Below are 25804 nucleotides of genomic sequence, written 5' to 3'. Positions count from 1 at the left end.
GGCGTCGGCACCTGCGCCTCAGGGCGTCCCCGAGGCGTTGACGGCAGACTTGCCAACACGAATCGGCAAAGGACACCACAGTGACTCATCGCATCGCAGTCATCGGAGGAGACGGAATCGGACCCGAGGTCATCTCGGTCGCGCTCGATGTGATTGCCGCCGCCGGCGCGAGCATCTCGACGACTGAATTCGAGCTGGGCGGCCATCGCTACCTGCGAGATGGCACGGTGCTCGACGACGAGACCCTGGAAGAGTTGCGTACCTTCGACGCCATCCTGCTCGGCGCCGTGGGCACGCCGGAAGTCCCGCCGGGCGTCATTGAGCGCGGCCTGTTGTTGAAGGCCCGCTTCGAGCTGGATCTGTACGTGAACCTGCGCCCGTTCACCCTGTCCGACGGCCACAGCTTCACTGTGATCCGCGAGAACACTGAGGGCACCTATGCAGGCGAGGGTGGGTTCCTGCGCAAGGGCACACCTCATGAGATCGCCACGCAGGGCTCTGTCAACACCCGCATGGGGGCCGAGCGCGCCATTCGATACGGCTTCGAGCTGGCGCGCACCCACCAACGCCGTCACCTGACGTTGGTCCACAAGACCAACGTGCTGACGTTCTCCGGCGACCTGTGGGAACGCACCTTCAACGAGGTCGCCGCCGAGTACCCCGACGTGGAGACTGCGTACAGCCACGTCGACGCCGCCTGCATTCACTTCGTGGAAGATCCGCACCGCTACGAGGTGATCGTCACTGACAACCTGTTCGGCGACATCCTCACTGATCTCGGCGGCGCCGTGGCGGGTGGCATCGGGCTTGCGGCCTCGGCCAACCTCAACCCGGACCGAACGGGCCCGTCGCTCTTCGAGCCGGTGCACGGATCGGCACCTGACATCGCCGGCAAAGGTCTTGCGAATCCGACTGCGGCAGTTCTCTCAGCTGTGCTCATGCTCGAGTTCCTGGGAGAGGCAGACTGCGCAGATCGGGTTCGGGCGGCGTGCGACGCCGTAGTTGCCGATGAATCCGTGCCCGACATCGGCACCGACGAGATTGCCAAGGCGATCCTGGCCGGTGTCGAGGAGGGATGACGCCTGACATGAGTTCGAACCGAACAGGCGGCGCGGCCGGTGAGCCAGGCTCGGCGGCACCGCTGGACCGGGCCGGAGTGCGCGACCCATCGTGGCCCTCCAAGGTCGAGATCTTCGACACCACGCTGCGCGACGGCGTGCAGTTCGAAGGCATCTCGGTATCGCCCGACGACAAGCTCAAGGTGGCCCGTCAGCTCGATGCATTGGGCATTCACTGGATCGAGGGTGGTTGGCCCGGCTCAAATCCCAAAGATGAGGAATTCTTCGCCCGGGCAGCCAACGAGCTCGAACTGGAGCATGCGACATTGGTGGCATTCGGCTCGACCCGAAGGCCCCGCGGCCGCGTCGACGACGACCAGACCCTGGCTGCGCTCGTTGGGGCCGGAACCTCCACCGTGTGCATCGTGGGCAAGTCATGGGACTACCACGTCACCGAAGCTCTCCGGCAGCCGCTCAGCGAAGGCATCGCCATGGTCGGCGACTCGGTGGAGTTTCTGAAGGGGGAGGGGCTGCGCGTCTTCTTCGACTCGGAACACTTCTTCGACGGCTACAAGCGGAATCCCGAGTTCGCTCTGTCGGTGCTGGAGGCAGCGGCGGTCAACGGCGCCGACTGCCTGGTGCTGTGTGACACCAACGGGGGTTCGCTGCCGCATGAGGTCTCCACGATCGTGCGCAATGTGGTCCAGCACTTCGAAGGCGTCCAGATCGGCATGCACACCCAGAACGACACCGGCTGCGCCGTAGCTAACGCCGTTGCGGGTGTCGTCGCTGGTGCAACCCACGTGCAGGGCACCGTCAACGGCTACGGCGAGCGCACGGGCAACTGCGACAACACGGTGCTCGTGCCGAATCTCACACTCAAGATGGGCATCGAGACCGTGCCGCAGGAGTGCTTGACCCGCTTCACATCGGTGGCGCACCACGTGGCCGAGTTGGTGAACATGCCTCCACAGAACCAGCAGCCCTATGTCGGGGCTTCCGCATTTGCTCATAAGGCGGGCCTGCACACGAGTGCCATTGCTCGCCGACCCGACAGCTACGAACACGTCGACCCCGCCGCTGTCGGCAACAGCACCCGGTTCCTTCTCGGAGACCTGTCGGGGAGGGCGTCGGTGGAATTGAAGGCAGCCGAGCTCGGCATCGAGATCGACAAGGCGGCGATGTCGGGTGTCGTGGACGAGCTGAAGCGGCTCGAGCACGCCGGCTACCACTTCGAGGTCGCCGACGCCTCGTTGGAGATGCTGCTGCGCCGGGCCGCTGGGCAGACGTTCGACTACTTCAACGTTGAATCGTTCAAGGTGCTCGTTGAGCGGGGCCGCGAGGCCGAATTCGATACGGAGGCGACGCTGCGCATCATCGTGGGCGGCGAGCGTCGGGTCACCGTCGGCGAGGGCGACGGCCCGGTGAATGCCCTCGACAACGCCTTCCGACAGGCGGTGCGCAACGACTACCCGGAGCTCGATTCCGTACGCCTGACCGACTACAAGGTCCGTGTGCTGGACGCCGACCGCGGCACTGAAGCGGTCACACGGGTGCTCATCGACTCCACCGACGGCGAGACGACGTGGACAACCATCGGCGTTTCGGAGAACATCATCGAGGCGTCGTGGCTGGCTTTGCGCGACTCGCTCATCTATGCCCTGATGCGCCACCGCCAGGGTGAGGACGCAAGCGGGTAGCGGTCGAGGCGGCAGGTGCTGACCACGGTCGGCCCCGCCGTCACTTCCTAGACTGCGCGGAAATGGCTGCGCCACGCCACGTCCGGGTCGGACCGCTTTGCGAGGTCCGCGCGTACTCCTCGCCAGAGGTGACGCCCCGACGCTGGAAGGCCGCACGTCCCGGCGACCTTGCCGCTGGTCAGCCCACGGGGGCGTTGCGGGGACATCAGGGGCCCGACCAGGGCTACGCGTACGGGCTGGTTCATCTGTTCGACGACCGGGTGTACCTCGCCGACGGCGAGGATCGTCGCGATGTGGACACCGGCTGTGTGGCGGTGGCGCTCAAGCGCGCCTCGATCTTCAGGCGAGCGCCGGTCGTGTGGGACCTCGAGGCGGGGTACTTGGCCTTTGGCTACCTCGACCAGCACCCCCTGGCGGCGTTGGTTGCGCGCCGTGAGGCACTCTTCGAGGGTGCAGCCGATGCACACCACTACAACCACGTGCGCAAGTTGGTCGCCTGCGTCCCGACAGACGTGCTCGCCCTGACACCGGCAGAGATCAAGCGTCGCTACGAATCGGATGCCCTCGGCTTGACGCGAGATCCAGATGCGTGAGCGCAGGACCCGGGCGGGCACTCAACGAACCGACAACGCCGGCCACCACGACACTGACTGAGATACTCATGGCCCAGATGACGAACGCCCAGACCACCACTCCACCCACCAGCTCGACCATGCCGATGCCAACCGACCGCGAGCTGTTGCGGTTGCACCGCCGGGCGTGCACCGATTTCGCCGCGCGGATGCGGCTGCCTGCGTGGGAGCACATTCCCATGCCGCTGGCACCGCCGCTGGGCGCTTACGCGGTGGCTGACCTATTGGCCCGCGCGGCCGATGGGAACCTGGTAGCCGCGGCGCAGATGAGCGGCCAGCCAGTACCGCCGCCGGTGCAGTTCCCCACGCCTGCTACGGGTACCGGGCTCGGTTTCGGCACTCGCAGCGCCGATCGTCCCGATCCGACGCAGCCGATCATCGAGAGCGTCCGCACGGTGCTCGCTGTAGCAGCCGGCCTCGATGCCGGTGCTGGCTTCAGCCCCCGGCTGCGCGAGCTGCTGTGGACGCGAGTTGTGGAGCTGACGATCTTGGGCTACGACCTGCAGCAAGCAATCAGCGCCGGCGCCGGGCTCGATGAGCTGGTGGTGGACCGGGTGCTCGCAGCAGCACCCAGCGTGCGGGTCTGGCCGGGCCTCGAGGTGCTCCCGATCGACCTGTCCACGCCGCCGCTGCAGCGCCTGCTCGCGATGGCCGGCAGGCCGGTGGGCCGCTGGGTCGATTCGAGCGACCCGAACTGCAGCACCGGCCAGTGCTGAGCGGCGCCTCGAGCGCTCACGACCCACGTCTTCGGGTGGCCCCGTGTCTACGGTGAGCACACCATCAGCCGGCATGTCGGTGCCCGTGCGGCCCCGGCTGCGGTTCGCGCCCGCACCCACAGGGCTGCCGCATCTGGGAACTGCACGTACGGCGTTGTTCAACTGGCTCCACGCCCGTCACTGCGGCGGCGAAATGGTGCTGCGCATCGAAGACACGAACGCCGAACTCGCGACAACCGCTCACATCAACCAGATCTTTGAGATGCTCGACTGGCTGGGACTGGATTTTGATGGCGAGCCGGTCTTCCAGAGCGAGCGCGGTGCCCTCTATGACGCTGCCCTGGAGCGCTGGCTCGACGCAGGGCAGGCCTACCTCGATGAGGGTGCGGTCCGATTCTCGGTTCCCGATGACGGGGTGACGGCCTTTGACGACATCGTGCGAGGTCGCGTCGAGTTCCCGAACGCTTCGATCGAGGATTTCGTCGTCAGACGCAGCGACGGCAGCGCGACGTTCTTCGTCGCCAACGCCGTGGACGACCTCGATCTGGACATCACGCATGTGGTGCGAGGCGAGGACCTGCTGAACACGACCCCGAAGGTGCTGCTGCTACGAGCTGCGCTGGGCGCGACCGATGTGCCGACATTCGCCCACCTGCCGCTTATCGTCAACAAGCAGCGAAAGAAGCTCTCGAAGCGACGCGACGACGTGTCGCTCACCAGCTATCGCGACCGGGGCGTGTTGCCGGCGGCCATGGTGAACTACCTCGCGCTGCTGGGCTGGGGCCCGCCCGATGGAACCGAGGTGCGACCGCTCGCTGAGATCGTCGAGTTGTTCGATCTTGTCGACGTGAATGCGGCACCTGCCATGTTCGACATGGACAAGCTCACTGCGATCAACGGCCAGTACCTGCGTTCGCTCGACGACGCAGGGTTCGCTGCAGCGATCCAGCCTTGGGTGCGCGCCGAGCCCTGGGGAACTCATCTCGACGCAGCGACGTTGAGCGACGTTGCCTCGTTGATCCGCGAGCGCACGCGCCTGCTGTCCGACGCTCCCGACCGCATTGCGTTCCTTTTCGCCGAACCCGAGATCGATCCCGACGACTGGGCTGCTGCGATGGCTCCGCCAGCAGGCGACATCCTCGACCGCGCGCGTGCCGCATTTTCTGAGGCGGATTGGAACGCTGCGACATTGCATGCCACGCTGCGAGGGATTGGCGAGGAGTATGGCCTGAAGCTGGGCAAGGCGCAGGCACCAGTGCGCGTTGCGATCACCGGCCGTGCCGTGGGTCCTCCGTTGTTCGAATCGCTCGCCCTGCTCGGTCGAAATGTCACGCTCGCTCGACTCGCCGCAGCGCAGGCGAGGCTCGTACGCTGATCCGATGCGTGAAGAAATCCCCGGGCTGGGCAAATGTCCGCAGCGCTAGCCTGTGTGCGTTTTCGGGGATGGTGTAATTGGCAACACATCTGGTTCTGGTCCAGTCATTGGGGGTTCGAGTCCTCCTCCCCGAACCAGGCGACTGCGGGCACCCCTCGGCCGTTGAGCACTCGTCAAGACGGACGCACTGCGGCGTCGGCGGCGTTCCCGACCCGATTTGCACTTGTTGCACGTCGGCGGCCTAGCATCACCCGCTGGCTTGGCCCGTATGGGGCTCGATACGGAAACTCACGAAGCCGAGCCGACCTGATAACTTGCCTGCGGCCGGTCTCCTGATCGGCTCGGACCGGAGGGGGTTCAGCGCGTGGCGTTGCTCGAAGTCTCAGACATCTCCGTGCAGTTCGGCGGCATCCGCGCGCTTGACGATTTGTCCTTCACTCTGGACGAAGGACAGATCCTCGGGCTCATCGGACCGAATGGCGCCGGCAAGACCACCCTGTTCAACGTGGTCAGCCGGATCTACGACCCGACGACCGGCTCTGTGACGTTCGACGGGCATGACCTGCTGGCCATGCCGGCGCACCGGATCAGCCAGGTCGGCGTCTACCGGACGTTCCAGAACCTGGCGCTCTGGCGCGGCATGACGGTGATTGAGAACGTCATGGTGGGCGATCACACCAGCACCAAGGCGAACTTCTTCACGGCTGCATTCCGCCTCGGCACCCGCAGCGAAGAGACCAATCTGCGCCGACGAGCCTGGGATGTGCTCGAGGAACTCGGCCTTGAGCAGTACGCCTATAACCCCGCCGCGGGCCTGCCCTTCGGCACGCTCAAGCGCATCGAACTGGCCCGGGCGCTGATCTCGAATCCGCGTCTCATCATGCTGGACGAGCCCGCATCAGGACTCACCCACCAAGAAGTCGACTCGCTCGCCCAGGACATCAAGGACATTCGTGACCGGCATAACCTGTCGGTCCTGCTTGTCGAGCACCACATGCGCATGGTGCTCAACATCAGCGAGCACCTCGTCGTGCTCAACTTCGGCCGCAAGATCGCTGAAGGTCACCCCGATGTCGTGCGCAACGACCCGGAGGTCATCGAGGCGTACCTGGGGAGCTCTTCATGACAGAGATGATGCTGAAGGTCGAGGACCTCCACGCGCGTTACGGCGCGGTCGAGGTGCTGCGTGGCCTCGACTTCGAAGTGCCCGAAGGGAACGTCGTGGTGATCCTCGGCGCCAACGGTGCGGGCAAGACGACAACGCTGCGCGCAGTGTGCAACATGTGCACGACGTCCGGCACGATCTTGATGGAAGGCGACGACATCTCGCGGTCCAAGACGGCCGACATCGTACGGCGAGGCGTAGCGCACGTGCCGCAGGGTCGAGGCACGTTCCCCGAGCTGTCCGTCTTGGACAACCTGAAGATCGGCGCCTACACCCGCAGGGACAACGAGGTCAACGTCGACATTGATCGTTGGTTCGAGATATTCCCCCGGCTGGAAGAGCGACGCGAGCAGCTCGCCGGCTCGCTCTCCGGCGGCGAGCAGCAGATGCTGGCGGTGGCCCGGGCACTGATGTGCCGGCCGAGGCTGCTGCTGCTCGATGAGCCATCGCTGGGCTTGGCTCCGCTCATCATTGAGGACCTGTTCGAGCGTTTCGCCCAGTTGAACAAGGAGACCGGGTTGACGATGCTCCTCGTCGAGCAGAACGCCAACCTGGCCTTGGACATGGCCGACTACGGCTACGTGATCGAGAGCGGCGAGATCGCTCTGCATGGACTCGCCGATCAGCTCAAGAACGATCCTGCAGTGCAGGAAGCGTATTTGGGCGCTTGACGCGAAGGGACTGGATCAGACCGTGAACTGGAACTTCGACATTCTCCCGGATTTCATCTTCAACGGCCTTCGCGATGGTGCCGTCTACGGCGCGGTAGCGCTGGCGCTGGTGCTGATCTTCAAGGCGACGACGCTGATCAACTTCGCCACCGGCGAGCTGGCGATGCTCGGCGCGTTCTTTGTGTATGTGCTCAACATCGAGCGGGGCTGGTGGCTGTGGCTGTCGATCCTGGTGGCGATGCTCGTGAGCGCAGCAATCGGCGCCGCAGTTGAGCGAGCGCTCGTCAGACCCTTCGACCCCGACGACCACCTTCCGGTGGTGCTCATCACGCTGGGCTTGTTCTTGATCATCAACGCCGTAGCGGGCGATATCTGGAACTACCAAGTGCGCCGTGTGAACGATCCGTTTGGCGCATTCCCGAGCTGGGTGCCCAACGGCAGCGAACTCAAGACAACAAGCGACGGGATGATTAACTGCGCCCCCGACGCCGAGGGTGTCTTGCGGGAAGTCGCACCGGGCACTATCGATGCAGAGACCTGCGACATGGTCGGCCGGACATTCTGGGAAGTGCTCGGCGCTCGCCTGCACTACCGCACGATCGGCACGTGGGTCGCTCTGGCGCTGGCGCTGGTCGCTCTCGCCATCATCCTGGGCAAGACCAAGGCTGGGCTTGCGTTCCGGGCGGTGTCGTCCAACGCCGAGTCTGCCCGGCTCGTGGGTGTCAACACCGGCCGCACGCTGGGCTTCGGCTGGGCGCTGGCATCGGTGTTCGGCACGCTTGGTGCGGCACTCGTCGCACCCGCGCTGGGCGGTGTCAACCCCAACATGATGCTGACCATCCTGATCTACGCATTGGCTGCCGCAGCACTCGGCGGGCTTGACAGCCTCGGCGGCGCAGTGATCGGCGGCCTATTGGTCGGGCTCATCAAGGCGGTGCTGGTCTCGTGGTTCGGCGTCGTTGTGATGGGCCAGGCCTATTTCTCGATCTTGCAGCTGGCAATGGCATTCCTGCTGATCCTGATCGTTCTGCTGTTCCGTCCCGCGGGGCTCTTCGGAACCCGCCGCATCGAGCGCGTCTAGCTCAACGACCCAAGGGGAGTTGCTGAGGTATGAGTTCACCACTGCTCATCGTTTCCAAGGGGAGCACGCAGCACCGTCAGTGGCAGTTCCTGAGCTGGGGCTACGCCATTGCGCTGGCGGTCCTCGTGCCGCTCGTGCTGCAGCCGTTCGAGATCGGCAAGATGAACCGCGCACTCGTGCTGATGGTTGCAGTTCTTGCCGTCAACTTGGTCGTCGGGTTCAACGGCATGCTCGCCTTGGGCCACTCGGCGTTCATGGGCATCGGCGCGTTCGTCGCGGCCTCGATGGTCCAAGACGAGCTCTGGGACTACTGGATGATCATCCCGGTCGTCCTGGTTGTTGGATTTGCCATCGGGGTGGTCGTCGGTCTGCCGGCACTCCGCGTGAAAGGTCTATATCTCGCGTTAGTCACCATCGCGCAGGCAGCCGTGTTCCCAACTCTCGTCAACATCGACGAATTGGGCATCGCACGTCGCACCGGTGGACCAAACGGGCGAGATGTCGCCGAGGAAGTCGACCGGCAAGAGTCTGGCTTCTCCAGCTTCTTCGAGTGGCTGCCGGGTGTCGACGGCGCTCGCGGCGCCAATGCGTATCGCTACTGGATCCTGCTGGCCATCGTCGTGATGGCGCTGATGCTGGTCCGCAACATCATGCGAAGCCGGCCCGGCAGAGCAGTCCTTGCCATTCGTGACAACGAATCCGGTGCTGCTGTGTACGGCGTGAACTTGCCGCTGTACAAGACCGTGAACTTCGCGCTGAGCGCCTCGCTCGGTTCGCTGGCGGGCCTCATGTGGTGCTTGGACAAGGGTTTCGTGGCTGGCCAGGACTTCACCTTCCTGCTGGCAATCGACCTGATCATCGGCTTGGTGATCGGCGGTGTCGGCACCCTGCAAGGATCGGTGTTCGGCGGCCTGTTCGTTGTGTGGGTGCGAGACCTCACCAAGCGCATTTCGATCCCGCTGGGCTTCTACACACTTGATGGCGATGGCCCGCTGTCGGCTGCCATCTTCGGCCTGATCCTCATCTTGTTCACCTTCTTCGCTCCCGGCGGCATTGCCTCCATGGTGACTGCGGTCCAGAAGAAGATCATCCACGTTGTTCCGCTGACACCGGATGGTGACCCCATCGCATCGCTTGATGATCTGGATCCAGGGCCGTCGTCAACTCGAGCGACGTGGGCGCTTCGGTTCGCCGTGCTCGGCCCCGTGTTGCTGGTCATCGGCTGGGTGCTGATGAACGTCGACAACCTGATTCTCGGCACGCTGGCCTTTGCGCTTCGATTCGGCATCGTCGTGCTCGCACCGATCGTCGTGTTTGTGTCGATGAACGAGCTTCGAGCGGCCAAGTCCGGCCGACGTGGCGAAAACGCAGCTGCAGTGATCTCGCAAGCCACGACGGCCGGTGTGATCGGCGTGCTGAGCTTTGCGTACATCAAGACCTTGGCCTTGAACATCGCGCTGCGAGCCCACCACGTCGGGCACCTTGCTCGAGAGGCTGTGACGGTCAATCCTGACGGTAGGACGGTCCCCGCAATTCCTCTTGTCAACGAGGCCCGGAAGTCGAAGGACTTCGTGGGCACGGCTGGCGACTTCTGCGCCACCTTGCCGGAAGGCGAGATCAGCTCCATGTCGGTCGCCGAGCTGTGCGAGATCGCACGACCTGCCATCGACGCTTCAGAGACGCCGGTTGGCTTCTGGCTGGTCGGGTGGCCAACGCAGAGCATGCTCGCGCTGGTGTTGAGCGTCATTTCCATCGCAGTGGTGGTTGTCGTCGGGCTGCGGTACTTCGTCTTCGCCGAGCCCAAGGCTGAGTCTGCCCCCGCCCCCGAACCTGAAGACGTCGGCACCTCGGCGTAGCAAGAGTTCAGCGGCGAACCTCACGCCGCCGCTGGGTTGCTGGGCATCGTGGGGATCGCTGTCGGGCGACGCGCTGGGCTGCTTCTCCGAGCGGCGGCTTGTCGGGCCATGGGCCAGGCGACGGCAAGGGTGTCGAGTCAGGTGACAGTCAAGAACCGAGGAAGGCTGAGCAGCTGAGATGGATCTAGCTCTGCTGCTGCAGCGAATCTTCGACGCCCTGTTCAACAGCGCCATCTACTCATCACTGGCGTTGGCGCTGGTCATCATCTTCCGGTCCACCGGACTGTTGAACTTCGCCCAGGGCGAGATGGCCACCTTCTCGGCCTATGTCGCCTTCGTCCTGCTCGCCGGGGCGGCACCCGGCGTCACGGGGGGCGGGCTGGCGTCGTGGATCGGGGCGCCGCTGGTTACACCGTTGGCGATCGCCCTTGCTGTCATCATCGGCATCGCGGCCGGAGCTGCGACCGAGCGTGTGCTCATTCGGCCACTGCGAAACGCACCGGAGCTAGCGCTCGTAAACGTCACCATTGGCATCCTGCTGGCGCTGAATTCGCTGATGGGTCAATGGTGGGGAACCGGGCCGCGCGTTTTCCCGACGTTCTTCCCGTCCTCTCCCGACGACCACTTCGGCATCGCTGGGGCCCGGCTTCGATTCTCGACGGTCGGAGCGTGGCTCGTGCTGCTGACGCTGTTGGCACTGCTGGCTTTGCTCTTGCGCTACACGCGGGCTGGCCTCGCGTTCCGGGCAGTTTCGATCGATGCAGAGTCGGCGGCGCTGAACGGGATCCGCATCGGACCCACGCTGATGTATGGATGGGCACTGGCGGCAGGGCTCGGAGCCATCGCGGCGAATATGAGCGCCAACTCAGTGTTGCTCGAGCCCACGATGATGGTGCGGGTGCTGGTGTACGCCTTTGCGGCCGCCACCCTCGGAGGGTTGGACTCGCCGAAGGGGGCGCTGATCGGCGGCGTGGTGATCGGTCTGAGTCAGACGCTCATCCCCGCCTATGTCCCGTTCATCGGCTTCGAGCTGAGCGTGCTGCCTGCGATGGTCGCGATGGTGGTCGTGCTCATTGTGCGGCCGGCCGGCTTGTTCGGCACTCGGCAGATTGAGCGGGTGTGAGCGGCGACGGGTGGCCGACTCCGTTGCCTCGCCCAGGCGACGACGATGAGGTCTCGGGTTCCGATGCCAGCGTCTTTGCGGTGTTTGCCCCACCGGGGGAGGCGGAGCAAGCGGCGACCGGCGCGTCCCAAGCCGTACATGAGCGGCCAGTACCCCCCAGCGCTGGAGTTGTAACGGACGGTTTCCCAAAGGAGCCATCGCAAGCGCCCCCGGGGCGTCGGCGGATAAGCCCGCTCAGCTGGATCGGCGCCCTGCTGGCAGGAGCGTGGCTGATCGTGATGCCGCTGACCAGCACGGTGACCGAATTGCGGCAGAACACTCAGATCGTGGTCATGGTCCTTGCGGTGCTGGGCGTGAATATCGCCACGGGCTATGGCGGCATGATCAGCCTGGGTCATGGGGTCTTCGTGGCGGTCGGTTCGTTCGCTGCGGCATACGCCGTTGACGACATGGGGTTGCCATGGCTCCTCTCAATCCTCGCGGGGGCCGCTGTTGCGGGCGCGGTCGGTGCGCTGGTCGGCCTCCCGGCCCTGCGCATCAAGGGCATCCACCTCGCGCTCGTGACCCTCGGGCTTGCCATCGTGTTCCAGCCGCTCGCCAAGCGCGTCCCTGCATTCTCGGGGGGCGTCAGTGGCCGGGCGGTGGGCGCCGAAATGGTGCCACCAGAGTGGTTCGGCACGAGTCGCTGGGCTGAGGGGCTGTATCGCTACCTGATCTGCTTGGCGATCGTGGCATTGGCGATGTGGGTGACGCACAACGTCATCAACAGTCGGCCGGGTCGGGCGATGCGTGCAATTCGGGACAACGACACGGCCGCGGCTGTGTACGGCGTCAACCTGGTGGCCACCAGAGTCAATACGTTTGTGGTGAGTGCGTCCCTGGCTGGCCTCGCAGGAGCCCTTGGCATCGTGCTCGTGCCGTTCACCTCGCAGGAGTCATATCCGTTTCAGGAATCCTTGGTGCTGTATGCCACTGCCGTGCTCGGCGGATTGGGCTCGCTGTGGGGTTCAGTGTTGGGCGTTGTCATCCGGGAAGTCTTCTCGTGGATCGGAGAGCTCGTCGGCGGTGTGAGCGGGCTCGGTCCGGTCAGCGAGCTCCTGAGCCTGCTCGATGAAGAACAGTTCGTGTTCGGTGTGCTGCTGGTGGCGCTGACGTTGGTCTTCCCTCGGGGCCTTGTCGGGATGTTCGCACGACGCCGCGGAGCGCAGGCTCCCCGTTCTCCCGGAAATCGAACGCGCGCTTGAAATCGTCGCGAGATTGACGCACCTCAGCTCGCCGCGCCAAGGCTGTTGCAACGCTGACTGCGAAGATCGAGGCGGGGGAGTACGGCGTCGGTGACGACGGCATCCTGCGCGGCCCTGAGGGCTTCGAGGAGTGGGCAGGTGCCAATTCCGACGTGGTGAGCGAGTACCTGCCGGTGCGTCACGACCCGGCTGCGCCGACGCTGACCAACGAGATGACGACCATCTTGGCGTTCGAGCCTGATGTGTTCATTTCGATGACGGCGGGCAACCCGTGCTTGCTGGCCATCCAGGAAGCCGGTCAGAGCGGCCTGTACGACGACATCAACGCCAAGGGCGGCGCGCTGTTCACGCCGTCGGTGTGCAAGGGCATCGAGGCCTACATGAAGCCGGCAGGCCCATACGCGTCCTGTCACAGGATCGCGAATTCGAAATCGTTGCAGAATTGACATGGGCCGGCTGGTGACCAGCCCAACGCCGAGAACTAACGTCGCTCTCTACCGGTTGGGGTTTCTGTGCGATTCCGCCTCCGGTTTGTCTTTTGTAACCGAAGGGGGAGACAACATGACCAAGCGTCGAATGTGGCGCTTGCTGGCCCTGCTATTCGCGTTCTCGCTTGTTGCCGCTGCGTGCGGCGGCGGCGATGACGACGCGGATGATGGCGGAGCCGGCGAGACAGAGACCGAAACCACCGCCGCGCCAAGCGATGACGAGGCGATGGAAGAGGAGATGGAAGAGGACGAAGACGAGGGTGCCACTGGTGCTCTCGGCGGTGCCGCTGCCGAGGAGGACATCGAGGCGGCTGTTGCCGGCGAGACCGAAGAAGAGGAGATGACCGAAGAGGAGATGGCCGAAGAGGAGATGGCCGAAGAGGCGGAGATGATGTTTGATCGCTCCACCCTCGAAGGCATCTTCGAAGAGGCCGCTGCTCGCCGCGCCAAGGCTGTTGCAACGCTGACCGAGAAGATCGAGGCCGGTGAGTACGGCGTCGGCGACGACGGCATCCTGCGCGGCCCTGAGGGCTTCGAGATCGACATGAACGCGTGTCCCGACGACTGGTCGGACACGACGGGCATCACCGACTCGCAGATCCGCATCGGCCACACCACGGCTCAGTCGGGCAACCTTGCTGCGTACGGCAACATCGCCTACGGCTGGGAGAACTACTTCAACTGGATCAACGAGAACGACCCGATCACGGTCGGCGGCTCGGCGCGTGACCTGACGCTGATCGTCAAGGACGACGCCTACGTGGCCGCTCAGACGATCGAGTTCGTGGACGAGCTGATCGAGGCGGAGAACGTGTTCTCGATCCTGACGCTGGGCTCGCCGAACACCTTGGCGGTGTACGACAAGATCAACGAGGAGTGCATCCCGCACCCGTTCGTGATGACCGGCCACCCCGCTTGGGGCGACCCCGTCAACCACCCGTGGACCACCATCATGCAGATGTCGTACTCGACCGAGTCGATCCTGTGGGGTGCTTGGATCAAGGAGAACCTGGCTGACTTGCTGCCGGTGAAGGTTGCCGGTCTGGTGATGGACAACGACTTCGGTCTGGCCTACGAGCTCGGCTTCGAGGAGTGGGCAGGTGCCAACTCCGACGTGGTGAGCGAGTACCTGCCGGTGCGTCACGACCCGGCTGCGCCGACGCTGACCAACGAGATGACGACCATCTTGGCGTTCGAGCCTGATGTGTTCATTTCGATGACGGCGGGCAACCCGTGCTTGCTGGCCATCCAGGAAGCCGGTCAGAGCGGCCTGTACGACGACATCAACGCCAAGGGCGGCGCGCTGTTCACGCCGTCGGTGTGCAAGGGCATCGAGGCCTACATGAAGCCGGCTGGTGATTCCGCCGATAATTGGTGGATCATCGGCGGCGGGTCGAAGGACTCCACCGATCCGAAGTTCGTCGATGAGCCGTTCATGTCGTTCGTGAACGCCAACCTCGAGGCGGGTGGCTTGGACTCGAAGGTGTCGCTATACGCCATCGGCTATACCTACGGCTATCCGTACGGCGAGGCGCTGCGCATCGCGGCTGATCTTCCGGGCGGTCTGAACCGAACGAACTTCATCCTGGCGGTGCGTTCGATCGACGTCTACCACCCGATGCTTCTCGACGGCATCATCACCCAGCTCAACGGCAACGCTGATGCGTACTTCGTCGAGGGTTCGGACTTCAGCCAGTTCGACGCCACCGTGCAGACTTGGAACCAGGTCGGTGACGTCGTGGACGTCAATGGCAAGTCCACGAACTGCGCCTGGGACAAGGACAACGGCGGCTGCCGCTAGGCAACTGTCGATGGGGGACTAGGTGCGGCTGCATCTGAACCCCTAGCTGACCGAACGGTCAACGAAGAGGGCCGGCGGGCATCAGCCCGCCGGCCCTCTCGCGTTCGTGCTGTTGTGGCGTGGCTGGCGCTTGGCGAGGGTCTGGCGTCTCAGTCGCCGTCGACCAGTGCTTTGACGCCTTCGACGACGCGCTGCATGTTGGCTCGCAGGGTTTCCCGGCGTCGGTTCAGCACACGCTGCTCTTTCGCCGGATCACGGAGTGCGATCGGCACGGTGCCGTTGTTTTCCTGGCCGATCAGCATCGAGAATCGCAGCCGGCTGCCACCGCCCTGCTCGGCGAGGTCGAAACGCCACACCGCGCCAGGGTTCTCGGTGTCGGTCACCCACCACTCGAATGCTGTGCGCTCCTCCCAGGCAGTGACGATGCAGTCGGTCTGCCAGTCGAACACGTCCGGAATGGAGTTGCGGCCCTTGAAGGTGGATCCGACGCCTGGAGGACCGTCGGATGTCCACTCGGCACCCAGGAACTCCTCGGAGAACTCGGCTGGCATGTTGATGTCGGAGATGACCTCCCAGACCGCTCGAGGACGTGCATCGGTGTCGACCTCCACGACGACGCCCTGACCGTCGGTGACCCTGGCTGTGCCGTCGGCGCTCGGCCGCTGGCGAGTGAAGCCCCACTGGTCGAAGTAGGTGATCTCGCTCGCCGGCCGTCGGGGCGCTGGCGAGAATTCGGTCCCCTTGGTGTAGGCCACCGGGAAGCACACGAGCGTGGTCAGGCCCGGCGGCATGCCCAACAGCTCGGCCACTTCGTCGGGCTTGTTGTTGAGCATCGTGGCGTAGGCGGTGCCGAGACCGCGGGAGCGCAGGGCCAGGTTGAAGCTCCATGCCGACCCGATGGCGCTGTCGAACAGTCCCGGCCGGCCGCTGTTGTCGTGGATGCCCCAGATCGCGAGCATGACCAGCGCTGGCGCCTTCGCATAGTTCTCGACGAGGTAGGCGCTGGAGCTGACGATCTGCTCCTTGGGGTGACCCGTTCCGTCGAGACGCCCGCGGGCGTTGATGAAGATGGTGCCGACTTCGGCGTACAACTCCCCGAGCTGGCTCTTGAGCTCCTGGTCCCGGATCACGATCCAGCGACGGCTTGCGTCGTTGCCGCCCGTGGGCGCTTGTTCCGCGAGATCGATGCACTCGAAGATGAGTTCGTCGCTGACCCAGCGGTCGAAGTCGAGTCGTTTGCGCACGGCCCTCGTGGTCGTGAGCAGACGGTCCACCTGATCGAGATTGAATCCAGCTTCTGAGATGCGTTCACCCATGGCGGTACGTTAGGTCGCCGCGGGCCAGCGGTGCCTTGGCCGCGATGCACCCGCTACGGGGAGCCCGCTTCGGGGAGGGCGCAGTGCAGTTGACTGAGGAGCAGCAACAGATTCGCGACGTCGCGCGGAGCTTCGCTCAGCGCGAGATCGCTCCCTTTGCGGCAGCGTGGGATCGCGATGGGGGAGCGCCTCGGGAGCTGTACCGGCGGATGGCCGGCGTCGGGCTCATGGGCGTGATGATCGATCCTTGCTGGGGCGGTGCGGGCGCCGATTTCGTGTCGTACGCGTTGGCCATCGAGGAGATCTCAGCTGCCGACGGCGGGATCAGCAACATGATGGCGGCGAACAACTCGCCCGTGGCTGCGGCGATCGAGCAGTCCGGAACCGATCAGCAGCGCCGCGACTACCTCACCAAGCTCGCGAGCGGTGAGTGGCTGGGCTGCTTTCACCTCACTGAGCCGCACACCGGTTCAGACGCAGCGGCGATCCGGACGCGGGCCACCCCAGACGGTGACGAGTACGTGTTGAACGGCCACAAGGCCTTTGTCACTGCAGGCTCCAGCGCCGATCTAGCGATGATCGTGGCGGTGACCGACCCCGCAGCCGGCAAACGGGGCATCACGACGTTCGTCACCCCGACCGACAATCCCGGCTACCAGGTGATCGCCACCGAGACCAAGCTCGGTCACCGCACCAATGACACTTGCCAAGTGGTCTTCGAGAACATGCGGGTGCCGGCCGCGGACGTTCTCGGCGAGCCCGGCCGCGGCCTCGGCATCGCACTGGGAAACCTCTCGCTGGGTCGTATCGGCGTGGCTGCCCAGGCCACCGGCGGGGCGCGAGCTGCGCTGCGGGCCGCATACGAGTACGCCTTGGAACGGGAGACCTTCGGTCGTCCCATCATTGAGCACCAGGCCATCTCATTCACCCTGGCCGAGATGGCGACCCAGATCGAGGCTGCCCGGCAGCTCTACCTGCACGCCGCCCAGATGCGCGACCAAGGTCTCGAGTGCGCCCGGGAGGCCTCGATGGCCAAGCTGTTCGCGTCGGAGATGGCCGAGCGAGTGGCCTCGAAGGCCATCCAGATCCATGGCGGCTACGGGTACCTGGCCGACTACCCGGTCGAGAAGATCTACCGGGACGTGAGGGTGTACCAGATCTACGAAGGCACTTCTGAGGTTCAGAAGATGCTGATCAGCCGCATGCTCGATGGCACCGACTGGTAGGCCGCTGCGACAGTTCCGGCTACTCGATGCCGAGTTGGCGACCTGCCCGCCAGACCTCGGCGACATCGCACATGCGGGCGTAGCTCACGCCGAGATCGGTCATCTGTTCGATCCAGCGCTCCATCTCGTACATGCGCCCGCCTCGCCCGATCGCCTGGGGGTGGAACGTGACCGTGCATACGCCGTGTTCGACTTCGTTCACCATCCACTTCACGTCCGACAGGAACGTGTCGAACATCGTGCCGGGGTTCTCGAGTCCGGTCAGGATCGTGTTCTTGAAGGTGACGAACTCGAGGTGGACGTAGTCGTCGAGGTGCCAGCTGAACGGCAGCTCGACGAGGTCCACCTGCTCGCCGAACTCCATGGGCCCATCGGTCGGGAACCGGTCGCCAGTGCGCAGCCAGTAGGGCGCGTAGTCATGGCCCATGAGCGACGAGTCGTAGCTGAGGCCGTACTCGGTGAGCAGGTCGATCGTCCACGGATTGATGTCGCCTGAAGGGGCTCGATAGCCCTTCGGCGGAGCACCGGTGAGCGTCTCGATCTGTGCGAATGTCCGCTGGAGAATGGCGCGTTCCTCCTCTTCGCCGAGCCGGGGGTTGTACTCGTGGGCGTAGCCGTGCAGTCCCACTTCACAGCCGGCGTCGACGACCATCCGGGCGGCGTCGGGGTAGGTGTCGATGGAATGGCCGGGAATGAAGAACGTGCACGGAATCTCGTGGCGGGACAGCAGCTTCAGGATCCGGGGTACAGCGACCGCTCCGAATTCTCCTCGCGAGATGGGGGTCGGCGTGGTCTGGCGACGGGCTATCCACAGCGACGGTCCGTCGAAATCAAACGTCAGGCACACATAGCCCGCCGGGTTGTCAGGTATCGCGTCGGCGCTCAGCCCGTTGTCCATGTCGCTTCCCCCTTCGGTGTGCCGCAGCCGCGGCAGCGCATCCCGAGCGTCGTTCTAGTCCAACAAGCCCGACAGTGGCGCAGCGAAGCCCTGCCATAGGCTCGCCAGCCATATGCGAAAGCTGGTCTGCGTGGCCGTGGCCGTGGCCGTGAGCGTGCTCGTCGCCGCGTGCTCGACTTCGCAGGAGGACCCCGACGGCGCATCGGTCGCCGAGTCCACGACCACGCTGGCCCCGTCCGGCGGCGACGTGGTCGAAGACTCAGAGATGGTCGAGGATGCGCCAACAGAGACTGCACCCTCGAACACAGTGTCCTCTGACACTGTGCCCACTGAGACAATGCCCCCCGACACAGTGCCGCCGACGACGACCGAGCCGTTCTTCCCCGGCACCGAGGACGGGCGGCCATTTCTCGAGCTGAACCTGCTGGAAAAAATCGACGAGTTCCTGGAGCTGCCGAACACGGCGTTTGCAGCGAATATCGCAGGAGAGATGGGCCTGAGCGGCGAACAGCGCTGGGTGCCGTGGATCCTGGACGTCATGCGCTTCGGTGGCACGCAGGACGTCACGCTCGCGTCGATGCGGGCGCTTCAGACGCTCACTGGCATCGAGAGCACACAGGACTTCAGCTCCGACTACGTCAGGTACGGCTCGTGGTATCGCACGAATGGCATCGATCCAGGTGAGGGCTACGAGATCTGGAAACGGGTGCTGTATGCGTACGTCGGGTACCAGTACGAAGACTTGTTGGCGCAGGTCACCGACCGCGTGAAGCTGGGCGCCATCCAGTGGGGCGGTGTAGGTCGTGGCGGCATACCGGAGCTGAACAACCCCGAGCGGCTGACACCTGCCGAGGCCGACTTCATGACGCCCGAAGAACTGGTGCTCGGCGTGGTGATCGGCGGCGAGGCCGGCGCCTACCCGGTGCGCTTCCTGGCACGCCATGAGCTGCTGAACGACGTCGTTGGCGGCGTGCCGGTGGCGCTCGGCTACTGCACGCTGTGCTTGACAGCGCTCATGTTCGATCGACGGCTCCCGAACGGTGACGAGCTCACGTTCCAGACATCGGGCCTGCTGATGGACTCGAACAAGATCATGATCGACAACGAGACCGAGAGCCTGTGGAACCACCTCTCAGGCACCGCGTTCGCCGGCCCGCTGGCCGGCACGAAACTGGACCAGTACCCGGTCGCCACCGTGCGCTGGGAGGACTGGCTCGTCGACCACCCTGATACGTTCACGCTCGACACACCCCCGCCGACGTACTACCCCGAGATGCCCGAGCGTCCGCCGATCGCCTACGACTACACGCCGGGTGCGGCCTACCGCACGTACTACTCCAGCGAAGATCTCTGGTTCCCGACGTTCGAGACGCCGGACGTGTTCGCCCTCAAAGACGAAGTGGTCACGATCGACCGCAACGGCCATGCTCTGGCACTCAGCCTGACTGCGCTTGAGGCCGACGACCCGTTCGTGTACGTGCTGGGCGGCGAGCCGCTGGTGATCGTGCCAAACCAGGGCGGGGCCCGGGTCTACAGCGCAGCCGATGCCGAGGATGTGCAGGGCACAGTGTGGCGTCACGAGGCACCGGTTGAGCTCGCTCCCGATGGTGTCCTGCACGACCGCTTGCTGATAGCGGGACTTGACAGACACTCCGGTCTGGACATCACATTGCCGCGCATCGTGTCGTCGCAGTCGTTCTGGTTCGCCTGGTACGGCCTGCATCCCGACACCGAGATCTGGCCGCCGGTCGACGAGAAATAGGGACGAATCGGGCGGTGGATATGCTGGCGCGTCGCATCGCAACCAGCCCCCATCGTCTAGCGGCCAAGGACACCACCCTCTCAAGGTGGCGGCACGGGTTCGAATCCCGTTGGGGGTGCTCCATGTCAGCTCAAGTCGGGCGGCGCATTCGTCAAGAACCCAGCGGGCACGCGTCTCAGTGGTCCAGGCATCTGCCGCCCGGACGCAGTGCTGCAGACGTAGATCTCACTGCGGGTGGAACCCTGCCTGCGGTGTGGCTGAACCGCTGGACGGCCGATTCGCAACGCACGGTGGTGTGGGATTCGCACGATGGCTGGGTAACCGCCGCCGAGCTGTTTGAACGCGCTCAGGGAGTCGCTCAGCGTTTGGCTGGTGCAGGCGTCGTGCCCGGCGATCGGGTGCTGATGAGTGGCCCGAGTTCCTCCCGGCTCGTCGCGGCACACGCTGCGCTGCTGGGCATGGGCGCGGTGGTGGTCCCACTGAACGGTGCCTTCCGGGCCGACGAGGTGCGCGGCGTGGTGGCCGACTGCGGTCCCGCAGCCGCTCTGGTGGAGGGCGTCGGCAATCCCGGCGAGTGGGAGCAATGGATTGCTTCGGCCGATCCGGCTGTATTGGTCGGCGACTTCGACGTGGCCGATCTCGAGAGCGGTGCAGCGGAGGCTGACTTCGACCTGCCCGCAGAGGCCCGCCTGCGCCTGCCCTCCGACCCCGCGCTCATCGGATACACGTCCGGCACGACGGGGCGTCCCAAGGGAGCGGTGCTGAGCCACGCAAACCTGCTGGCATCGGTGCGAGCGCTGGAGCTGGCGTGGCGCTGGACGCCCGATGACGTGCTGGTGCTGCCGCTGCCGCTGTTTCACATGCACGGTCTCGGTGTCGGGCTGCACGGCACGCTGAACGTGGGGGCTCGGGCGGTGCTGCAGCCGAGTTTCGAGCCAAACGCTGTCTTCGATGCGATTGCCGAGCACCAAGCCACGCTGTTCTTCGGCGTCCCAACGATGTACTCCCGGTTGTTGGACTCGTTGAGGGCAGCCGAACTGTCGGCACTGCGACTGTGCGTTTCGGGCTCGGCGCCCATGCCCGCCGAGCTGCATGGCGCCGTACGACAGGCCAGTGGTCAACATGTCATCGAGCGTTACGGCATGACCGAGACGGTGATGCTGGTGTCCAACCCCTACGACGAGTCACGTCGCTCCGGCACCGTCGGCTTTCCGCTGCCGGGAGTGGAAGTACGTCTCGATGCTGTCCAGGCCGCCGACCAGACGTCTGTTGATGAAGCCGCCGAAATCCTGGTGCGAGGTCCCAACGTGTTCTCGGGCTACTGGGAGCGCCCCAACGCCAACGCCGAATCCTTCACCGACGGCTGGTTCCGAACCGGCGACCTTGGTCAATGGGATGACGGGTACCTGCGGATAGTCGGCCGTGCCAAAGAGCTCATCATCTGTGGCGGGTTCAACGTGTACCCCCGGGAGGTCGAAGAGGTCATCGGCGCCCATCCCGATGTGATCGAGTGCGCTGTGGGCGGCGAGCCGGACCCGGAGTGGGGCGAGGTGGTGGTGGCGTATGTGGTCGCCGAGCGGGACTTCGGCGACGACGAGCTGAAGGACTTCGTGGGCGAGCGCCTCGCCTACTACAAGCGGCCCCGCCGCACGCATCGGATCGCGGCGCTGCCCCGAAACGCGCTCGGCAAGGTGCAACGGCACGAACTCGCCACCGCAATCGGCTGCTAGGACGGGGGGTCGCCTGCGAGCGGCGCATCTGACACCCTTGTATGGGCCATGTTCCAGCTTCATCCCGTCCAGCAGGCATCCCCGCTGCCGCCCCGATTTGTCGCACCCGGCTCGCTTTCCGAGGCGGCCGACCTGCTGTCATCACACGGCGCTGCGGCGCGGCTGATCGCCGGCGGCACCGACCTGATGCTGGAACTGAGTCGCGGGGCCCGTTCGGGCGTGGAGCTGCTCATTGACATCTCCGGTTTGGCGGGTCTCGATCTGATCTCCTACGACGGCGGCAGAGTCTCGTTGGGACCTCTCGTCACCCATGCCGACGTCATTGCCTCGGCGCCGATGCTCATAGCGGGGCTGCCGCTGGCCCAAGCGTGCTTGGAGGTGGGTTCGCCGCCGCTGCGCAACCGGGCGACGGTGGTGGGGAACATCGTCACAGCCAGCCCAGCCAACGACACCATCTCGGCGCTGGTGGCGCTCGGCGCCGACGTCACTGTGTCCTCAGTAAGAGGTGAGCGCACGGTCCCCATCACCGAGTTCTTCACCGGCTTCCGCCAGACCGTCCTCGAACCCGACGAGATTGTCACCGCAGTCAGTTTCGAAGCCTTGGACGGTGTGAACCGGCTAGGCGTCTTCGTGAAGCTGGGTCTGCGCCGGGCGCAGGCCATCTCGGTGGTGCACGCCGCAGTGGTGGCGGAGACCGACGGCGGGGCCGTTGCCGATCTCGAAGTTGCCCTCGGCAGCGTTGCGGCCACGATCATCACGGTGCCCGAGGCCGCCGAACTGGCGCGGGGTCGGGAATTGTCCGAAGCCGCAGCCGACATCGTCCGTGCAGCACGACGGGCGGCGACGCCCATTGATGACATTCGCGGCAGTGCCGAATACCGGTCGCATGCCGTCGGCGTCGTGGTGGATCGCGCTGTTGCCGCGCTTGCCAGCGGCACTGCGGCAGATCGATGGCCGCACGAGCCGCCGCGGCTGGTTTCGGCGGCGGGCCGGGACCGTGCTGGGTCCGCGTCGACGGTGCTGGACGGATCCGGCGACGTCGTCACGACGACGGTGAACGGTGAGCAACGCAGCGCGACAAACGCTTCGGGCAAGACGCTGATGGACTGGCTGCGCGACGATCTCGGGCTTACCGGCACCAAGGAGGGCTGCGCAGAAGGGGAGTGCGGCGCGTGCACGGTTCACCTCGACGGCGTCACCGTGTTCTCGTGCTTGGTGCCAGCGGGCCGAGCCGACGGGGCGACGATCACCACGGTCGAAGGGGTGGCCTCGCCCGAAGGCGAGCTGCATCCGTTCCAGCAGGCCATGGTGGAGACTGGCGGAGCTCAGTGCGGGTTCTGCACCCCCGGCTTCGTGATGAGCGCCGTGGCACTGCTCGACGAGATCGCAGAGCCCACCTCCGAGCAGATCACCATCGGATTGTCAGGCAACCTCTGCCGCTGCACCGGCTACTGCTCGATCATCGAGGCGGTGCAAGCCGCCTCGGTTGACATAGGGGCGGTGCAAGCCGCCTCGTTCGACACGGAGGCTGTCGAAGAAGCAGCCGACACAGGGACTGCGTCATGAGGGACGGCGCCGCCCCCGGTGCGCCCGGCGCGGCCATCGAACTCGAGATGGCGACGCACACCGCGGGCGGCCTGGGCCATTCGCCGCCACGCGCCGACGGCCCTGCCAAGGTTTCTGGCCTCGCCGGCTATCCCGCCGACCGCATCCCCGCAGATGCGCTGTGGGCCTTTGTCGTCTTCACCGATCAGCCTCACGCCCGCCTCCGCCACCTCGACCTCGGACCTGCCGAACGCTCAGGGGGCGTCGTTGCGGTGTTCGGCTCCGCTGACGTGCCCCGCAACGAGTACGGACTGACCAAGTTCGATCAGCCGGTCTTCGTCGGGCTCGATCACAACGGGAGCAGCCCGGTGCCCTGCGATGTGTCCCGCTGGGAAGCCGATCACCTGGCGCTCATCATCGCCGAGAGCCTCGCCCAGGCTCGTGCCGCCGCAGCTGCAATCGACATCGAGTGGGAACCGCTGCCGGTCGTGGCCGATCTGGACGCAGCGCTGGGGGCTGGTGCACCGCTCGTGCACGCCTATGACGGCGTCGGCTCCAACCTGTATGAGTCGATGCGCACCCGAAAGGGCGATCTCGACGCCGGTTTCGAAGATGCCGAGGTGGTCGTGGAGGCCACCTACGAGGTGCCCTACCAGGAGCACGCGTTCCTGCAGCCAGAAGCGGGAACTTCGTGGGTCGACGCCGATGGGACTGTGTGCGTCGAGATTGCGGGCCAGTGGGCACACGAGGACCGTGGGCAGATTGCGCACGCGCTCGACCTGCCCGAAGACCGGATCCGGGTGCGTTATCCCGCCATCGGCGGTGCGTTCGGCGGGCGCGAGGACATGTCGCTGCAGATCATCCTGGCGTTGGCCGCCTACCGGCTGGCAGAGCGCGGTATCGATCGGCCCGTGGCCATGCAGTGGTCGCGTGAGGAGTCCATCGTCGGTCATCACAAGCGTCACCGGGGGCGCATCTGGGCTCGCTGGGGTGCCGACCGCAACGGCAAGATCACCGCCGCGCAGGCTGAAGCGTGGCTGGACGCGGGCGCATACAACTACACCTCGAACAAGGTGATGGGGAACCTGCATCTAGGCCTCGGCGGGGCCTATGAGCTGCCGAACGCCGCCATCGACACCCATGTCGTGTACACGAATGCCACGCCGGGCGGAGCGTTCCGGGGCTTCGGGGCACCGCAGGCGGCTTTCGCCGTGGAGTGCCAGGTGAACAAGCTGGCCGAGGCGCTGGGCATGGACCCCATCGACATCCGCCGCGTCAACACGCTGCGGGAGGGGTCGCCGAGCATCGCTCACACCCCGATGCCGGCCGGCGTGACCATGCCCGAAGTGATCGAGGCGTGCGCTCACGCCGCTGCCCTGCCTGCCAGCCCTTCCGGCTCTGACATCGACGGCTCAGGGCTCTTCAGCCCGTTCGGGTCGCTGCCCGCTCGCCCGTCGGCGTTGCGTCGGGGCAGAGGCTTCGCCTGCGCGTTCAAGAACGTCGGGTTCTCGCTCGGTTTCCCCGAGCGCTGCGAGGCCACCATCGTGCTGTACGGCGAGCCCAGCGACGAGACGCCGTCGGGGGCAGAGCTGTCCCATGCCGGCGCTGATGTCGGCCAGGGTGCGCACACAGCGTTCCTGCAGATGGCAGCCGAGGCCACCGGTGTGGATCCAGCAAGAGTGGCAGGTCGCTTCAGCGATACCGGCACATCGGGCGACTCAGGCTCGGCATCGGCGTCGCGCATGACCTGGATGGCCGGCAATTCAATCCTCGGAGCTGCCGAGGAAGCCGAGAAGGCGTGGCGTGAGGGCGATCGGCCGGCCATCGGACACTTCCGCTTCACCCCGCCACCGACCACCGAGCTGGATCCCGAGACCGGCGAGGGCATTCCCAACTTCACCTATGGCTACGTCGCGCAGCATGTGGAGCTGACGGTCGACATTGACACCGGTCACATCCGCATCGACCGGGTGATCAGCGCGAACGACGTCGGACGGGCCATCAATCCTCGCTTCGTGGTGGGCCAGATCGAGGGTGCGGTGGCACAGGCGCACGGCCATGTGCTCAGCGAACATCTGCGCAGCCGGGACGGCCGGCTGCTGAATCCCCGGTTCAGCACCTACCTGATTCCCGGCATCGGCGACATTCCCGTCACCACCGAGAGCGTGGTGCTGGAATTGGCTGATCCGCTGGGTCCCTTCGGCGCCCGCGGCATGGCCGAGATGGGCGTGATCCCCTACGCACCGGCGGTTGTCGCGGCACTGGCGGATGCAACGGGCGTGTGGATGGACGACTTCCCGCTCACTCCGGAGCGAGTCTGGGCGGCGCTGCGAGACGCCGGCGCCAACGGCTGACGCCTGGGTTCGGGCCGCCCGGCCATCGGCTCCAGAACTCACCGGGCCACCCTGCGGAGCAGT

The 25804-nt window shown here is 65.4% G+C and carries 20 protein-coding genes and 2 tRNA genes; 20 read left to right on the top strand and 2 right to left on the bottom strand.

Features of this window, described 5'->3' with window-relative positions; genetic code table 11:
• Nucleotides 1–80: 80 nt before the first annotated feature.
• The 14 genes from ACOQPH_RS11125 (at nucleotide 81) to ACOQPH_RS11060 (ending at nucleotide 14910) form a co-directional block, all read left to right on the top strand.
• Nucleotides 81–1079 carry a 3-isopropylmalate dehydrogenase gene (locus ACOQPH_RS11125; RefSeq protein WP_420621457.1) on the top strand — a complete coding sequence of 333 codons (999 nt, stop codon included), beginning with the start codon at nucleotides 81–83 and terminating at the stop codon, nucleotides 1077–1079.
• 8 nt (nucleotides 1080–1087) lie between these two features.
• A complete protein-coding gene (gene cimA, locus ACOQPH_RS11120) occupies nucleotides 1088–2758 on the top strand; it encodes a citramalate synthase (RefSeq protein ID WP_420621456.1) in 1671 nt (556 codons plus the stop codon).
• A gap of 62 nt (nucleotides 2759–2820) precedes the next feature.
• Nucleotides 2821–3351 carry a hypothetical protein gene (locus ACOQPH_RS11115; RefSeq protein WP_420621455.1) on the top strand — a complete coding sequence of 177 codons (531 nt, stop codon included), beginning with the start codon at nucleotides 2821–2823 and terminating at the stop codon, nucleotides 3349–3351.
• A complete protein-coding gene (locus ACOQPH_RS11110) occupies nucleotides 3348–4106 on the top strand; it encodes a hypothetical protein (RefSeq protein ID WP_420621454.1) in 759 nt (252 codons plus the stop codon). Before ACOQPH_RS11115 ends, ACOQPH_RS11110 begins: the two co-directional genes overlap by 4 nt.
• Before the next feature lie 73 nt (nucleotides 4107–4179).
• Nucleotides 4180–5481, top strand: a complete 1302-nt coding sequence (locus tag ACOQPH_RS11105; RefSeq protein ID WP_420624348.1) for a glutamate--tRNA ligase — start codon at nucleotides 4180–4182, stop codon at nucleotides 5479–5481.
• A gap of 62 nt (nucleotides 5482–5543) precedes the next feature.
• A tRNA-Gln gene (locus tag ACOQPH_RS11100) sits at nucleotides 5544–5618 on the top strand.
• A gap of 227 nt (nucleotides 5619–5845) precedes the next feature.
• Entirely contained in the window at nucleotides 5846–6607 is a 762-nt protein-coding gene (locus tag ACOQPH_RS11095) for an ABC transporter ATP-binding protein (protein WP_420621453.1), read from the top strand.
• Entirely contained in the window at nucleotides 6604–7317 is a 714-nt protein-coding gene (locus ACOQPH_RS11090) for an ABC transporter ATP-binding protein (RefSeq protein WP_419554036.1), read from the top strand. Before ACOQPH_RS11095 ends, ACOQPH_RS11090 begins: the two co-directional genes overlap by 4 nt.
• A 22-nt stretch (nucleotides 7318–7339) precedes the next feature.
• Nucleotides 7340–8398: a branched-chain amino acid ABC transporter permease gene (locus tag ACOQPH_RS11085; protein WP_419554035.1), complete on the top strand. Its 1059-nt coding sequence runs from the start codon at nucleotides 7340–7342 to the stop codon at nucleotides 8396–8398.
• Nucleotides 8399–8427: 29 nt separating this feature from the next.
• Nucleotides 8428–10254, top strand: coding sequence for a branched-chain amino acid ABC transporter permease (locus tag ACOQPH_RS11080; RefSeq protein ID WP_420621452.1), 1827 nt, complete (start codon nucleotides 8428–8430; stop codon nucleotides 10252–10254).
• 178 nt (nucleotides 10255–10432) lie between these two features.
• Complete coding sequence (locus ACOQPH_RS11075) at nucleotides 10433–11377, top strand: branched-chain amino acid ABC transporter permease (RefSeq protein WP_420621451.1); 945 nt, start codon at nucleotides 10433–10435, stop codon at nucleotides 11375–11377.
• Nucleotides 11374–12621 (top strand): branched-chain amino acid ABC transporter permease, encoded by a 1248-nt coding sequence (locus ACOQPH_RS11070; protein WP_420621450.1) that lies wholly within the window; start codon nucleotides 11374–11376, stop codon nucleotides 12619–12621. The genes ACOQPH_RS11075 and ACOQPH_RS11070 overlap by 4 nt, the downstream gene beginning before the upstream one ends.
• A gap of 155 nt (nucleotides 12622–12776) precedes the next feature.
• On the top strand, nucleotides 12777–13067 hold the full coding sequence (locus ACOQPH_RS11065; RefSeq protein ID WP_420621449.1) for a hypothetical protein: 291 nt from the start codon (nucleotides 12777–12779) through the stop codon (nucleotides 13065–13067).
• Nucleotides 13068–13182: 115 nt separating this feature from the next.
• Entirely contained in the window at nucleotides 13183–14910 is a 1728-nt protein-coding gene (locus tag ACOQPH_RS11060; protein WP_420621448.1) for an ABC transporter substrate-binding protein, read from the top strand.
• A 149-nt stretch (nucleotides 14911–15059) separates the two neighbouring features.
• Here ACOQPH_RS11060 and ACOQPH_RS11055 read toward each other — a convergent pair whose 3' ends face one another.
• Nucleotides 15060–16226, bottom strand: a complete 1167-nt coding sequence (locus tag ACOQPH_RS11055; RefSeq protein ID WP_420621447.1) for a nitroreductase family protein — start codon at nucleotides 16224–16226, stop codon at nucleotides 15060–15062.
• 83 nt (nucleotides 16227–16309) lie between these two features.
• Between ACOQPH_RS11055 and ACOQPH_RS11050 the strand changes: the two genes are divergently transcribed.
• Nucleotides 16310–17452, top strand: coding sequence for an acyl-CoA dehydrogenase family protein (locus ACOQPH_RS11050; protein WP_420621446.1), 1143 nt, complete (start codon nucleotides 16310–16312; stop codon nucleotides 17450–17452).
• A 19-nt stretch (nucleotides 17453–17471) separates the two neighbouring features.
• Here ACOQPH_RS11050 and ACOQPH_RS11045 read toward each other — a convergent pair whose 3' ends face one another.
• Nucleotides 17472–18350 (bottom strand): polysaccharide deacetylase family protein, encoded by an 879-nt coding sequence (locus ACOQPH_RS11045; protein ID WP_420621445.1) that lies wholly within the window; start codon nucleotides 18348–18350, stop codon nucleotides 17472–17474.
• Between the two features lie 112 nt (nucleotides 18351–18462).
• Between ACOQPH_RS11045 and ACOQPH_RS11040 the strand changes: the two genes are divergently transcribed.
• The 5 genes from ACOQPH_RS11040 (at nucleotide 18463) to ACOQPH_RS11020 (ending at nucleotide 25741) form a co-directional block, all read left to right on the top strand.
• Nucleotides 18463–20112 carry a DUF3179 domain-containing (seleno)protein gene (locus ACOQPH_RS11040; protein ID WP_420621444.1) on the top strand — a complete coding sequence of 550 codons (1650 nt, stop codon included), beginning with the start codon at nucleotides 18463–18465 and terminating at the stop codon, nucleotides 20110–20112.
• A gap of 45 nt (nucleotides 20113–20157) precedes the next feature.
• A tRNA-Glu gene (locus ACOQPH_RS11035) sits at nucleotides 20158–20230 on the top strand.
• Nucleotides 20231–20363: 133 nt separating this feature from the next.
• A complete protein-coding gene (locus tag ACOQPH_RS11030; RefSeq protein WP_420621443.1) occupies nucleotides 20364–21842 on the top strand; it encodes a class I adenylate-forming enzyme family protein in 1479 nt (492 codons plus the stop codon).
• 48 nt (nucleotides 21843–21890) lie between these two features.
• Nucleotides 21891–23408 (top strand): FAD binding domain-containing protein, encoded by a 1518-nt coding sequence (locus tag ACOQPH_RS11025; RefSeq protein WP_420621442.1) that lies wholly within the window; start codon nucleotides 21891–21893, stop codon nucleotides 23406–23408.
• Nucleotides 23405–25741: a xanthine dehydrogenase family protein molybdopterin-binding subunit gene (locus ACOQPH_RS11020; RefSeq protein WP_420621441.1), complete on the top strand. Its 2337-nt coding sequence runs from the start codon at nucleotides 23405–23407 to the stop codon at nucleotides 25739–25741. The genes ACOQPH_RS11025 and ACOQPH_RS11020 overlap by 4 nt, the downstream gene beginning before the upstream one ends.
• Nucleotides 25742–25804: the final 63 nt, after the last annotated feature.

It is taken from the genome of Candidatus Poriferisodalis sp. (genome assembly GCF_965221945.1).
Lineage (GTDB): Bacteria > Actinomycetota > Acidimicrobiia > Acidimicrobiales > Poriferisodalaceae > Poriferisodalis.
This window is presented reverse-complemented; position numbering and strand designations above follow the sequence as displayed.

Bases quoted from the DNA above. Each gene is read 5' to 3' on its own strand.
- cimA (WP_420621456.1), top strand. From the start codon at position 1,088: ATGAGTTCGAACCGAACAGGCGGCGCGGCCGGTGAGCCAGGCTCGGCG.
- ACOQPH_RS11115 (WP_420621455.1), top strand. From the start codon at position 2,821: ATGGCTGCGCCACGCCACGTCCGGGTCGGACCGCTTTGCGAGGTCCGC.
- ACOQPH_RS11105 (WP_420624348.1), top strand. From the start codon at position 4,180: ATGTCGGTGCCCGTGCGGCCCCGGCTGCGGTTCGCGCCCGCACCCACA.
- ACOQPH_RS11090 (WP_419554036.1), top strand. From the start codon at position 6,604: ATGACAGAGATGATGCTGAAGGTCGAGGACCTCCACGCGCGTTACGGC.
- ACOQPH_RS11080 (WP_420621452.1), top strand. From the start codon at position 8,428: ATGAGTTCACCACTGCTCATCGTTTCCAAGGGGAGCACGCAGCACCGT.
- ACOQPH_RS11075 (WP_420621451.1), top strand. From the start codon at position 10,433: ATGGATCTAGCTCTGCTGCTGCAGCGAATCTTCGACGCCCTGTTCAAC.
- ACOQPH_RS11060 (WP_420621448.1), top strand. From the start codon at position 13,183: ATGACCAAGCGTCGAATGTGGCGCTTGCTGGCCCTGCTATTCGCGTTC.
- ACOQPH_RS11055 (WP_420621447.1), bottom strand. From the start codon at position 16,226: ATGGGTGAACGCATCTCAGAAGCTGGATTCAATCTCGATCAGGTGGAC.
- ACOQPH_RS11045 (WP_420621445.1), bottom strand. From the start codon at position 18,350: ATGGACAACGGGCTGAGCGCCGACGCGATACCTGACAACCCGGCGGGC.
- ACOQPH_RS11040 (WP_420621444.1), top strand. From the start codon at position 18,463: ATGCGAAAGCTGGTCTGCGTGGCCGTGGCCGTGGCCGTGAGCGTGCTC.
- ACOQPH_RS11025 (WP_420621442.1), top strand. From the start codon at position 21,891: ATGTTCCAGCTTCATCCCGTCCAGCAGGCATCCCCGCTGCCGCCCCGA.
- ACOQPH_RS11020 (WP_420621441.1), top strand. From the start codon at position 23,405: ATGAGGGACGGCGCCGCCCCCGGTGCGCCCGGCGCGGCCATCGAACTC.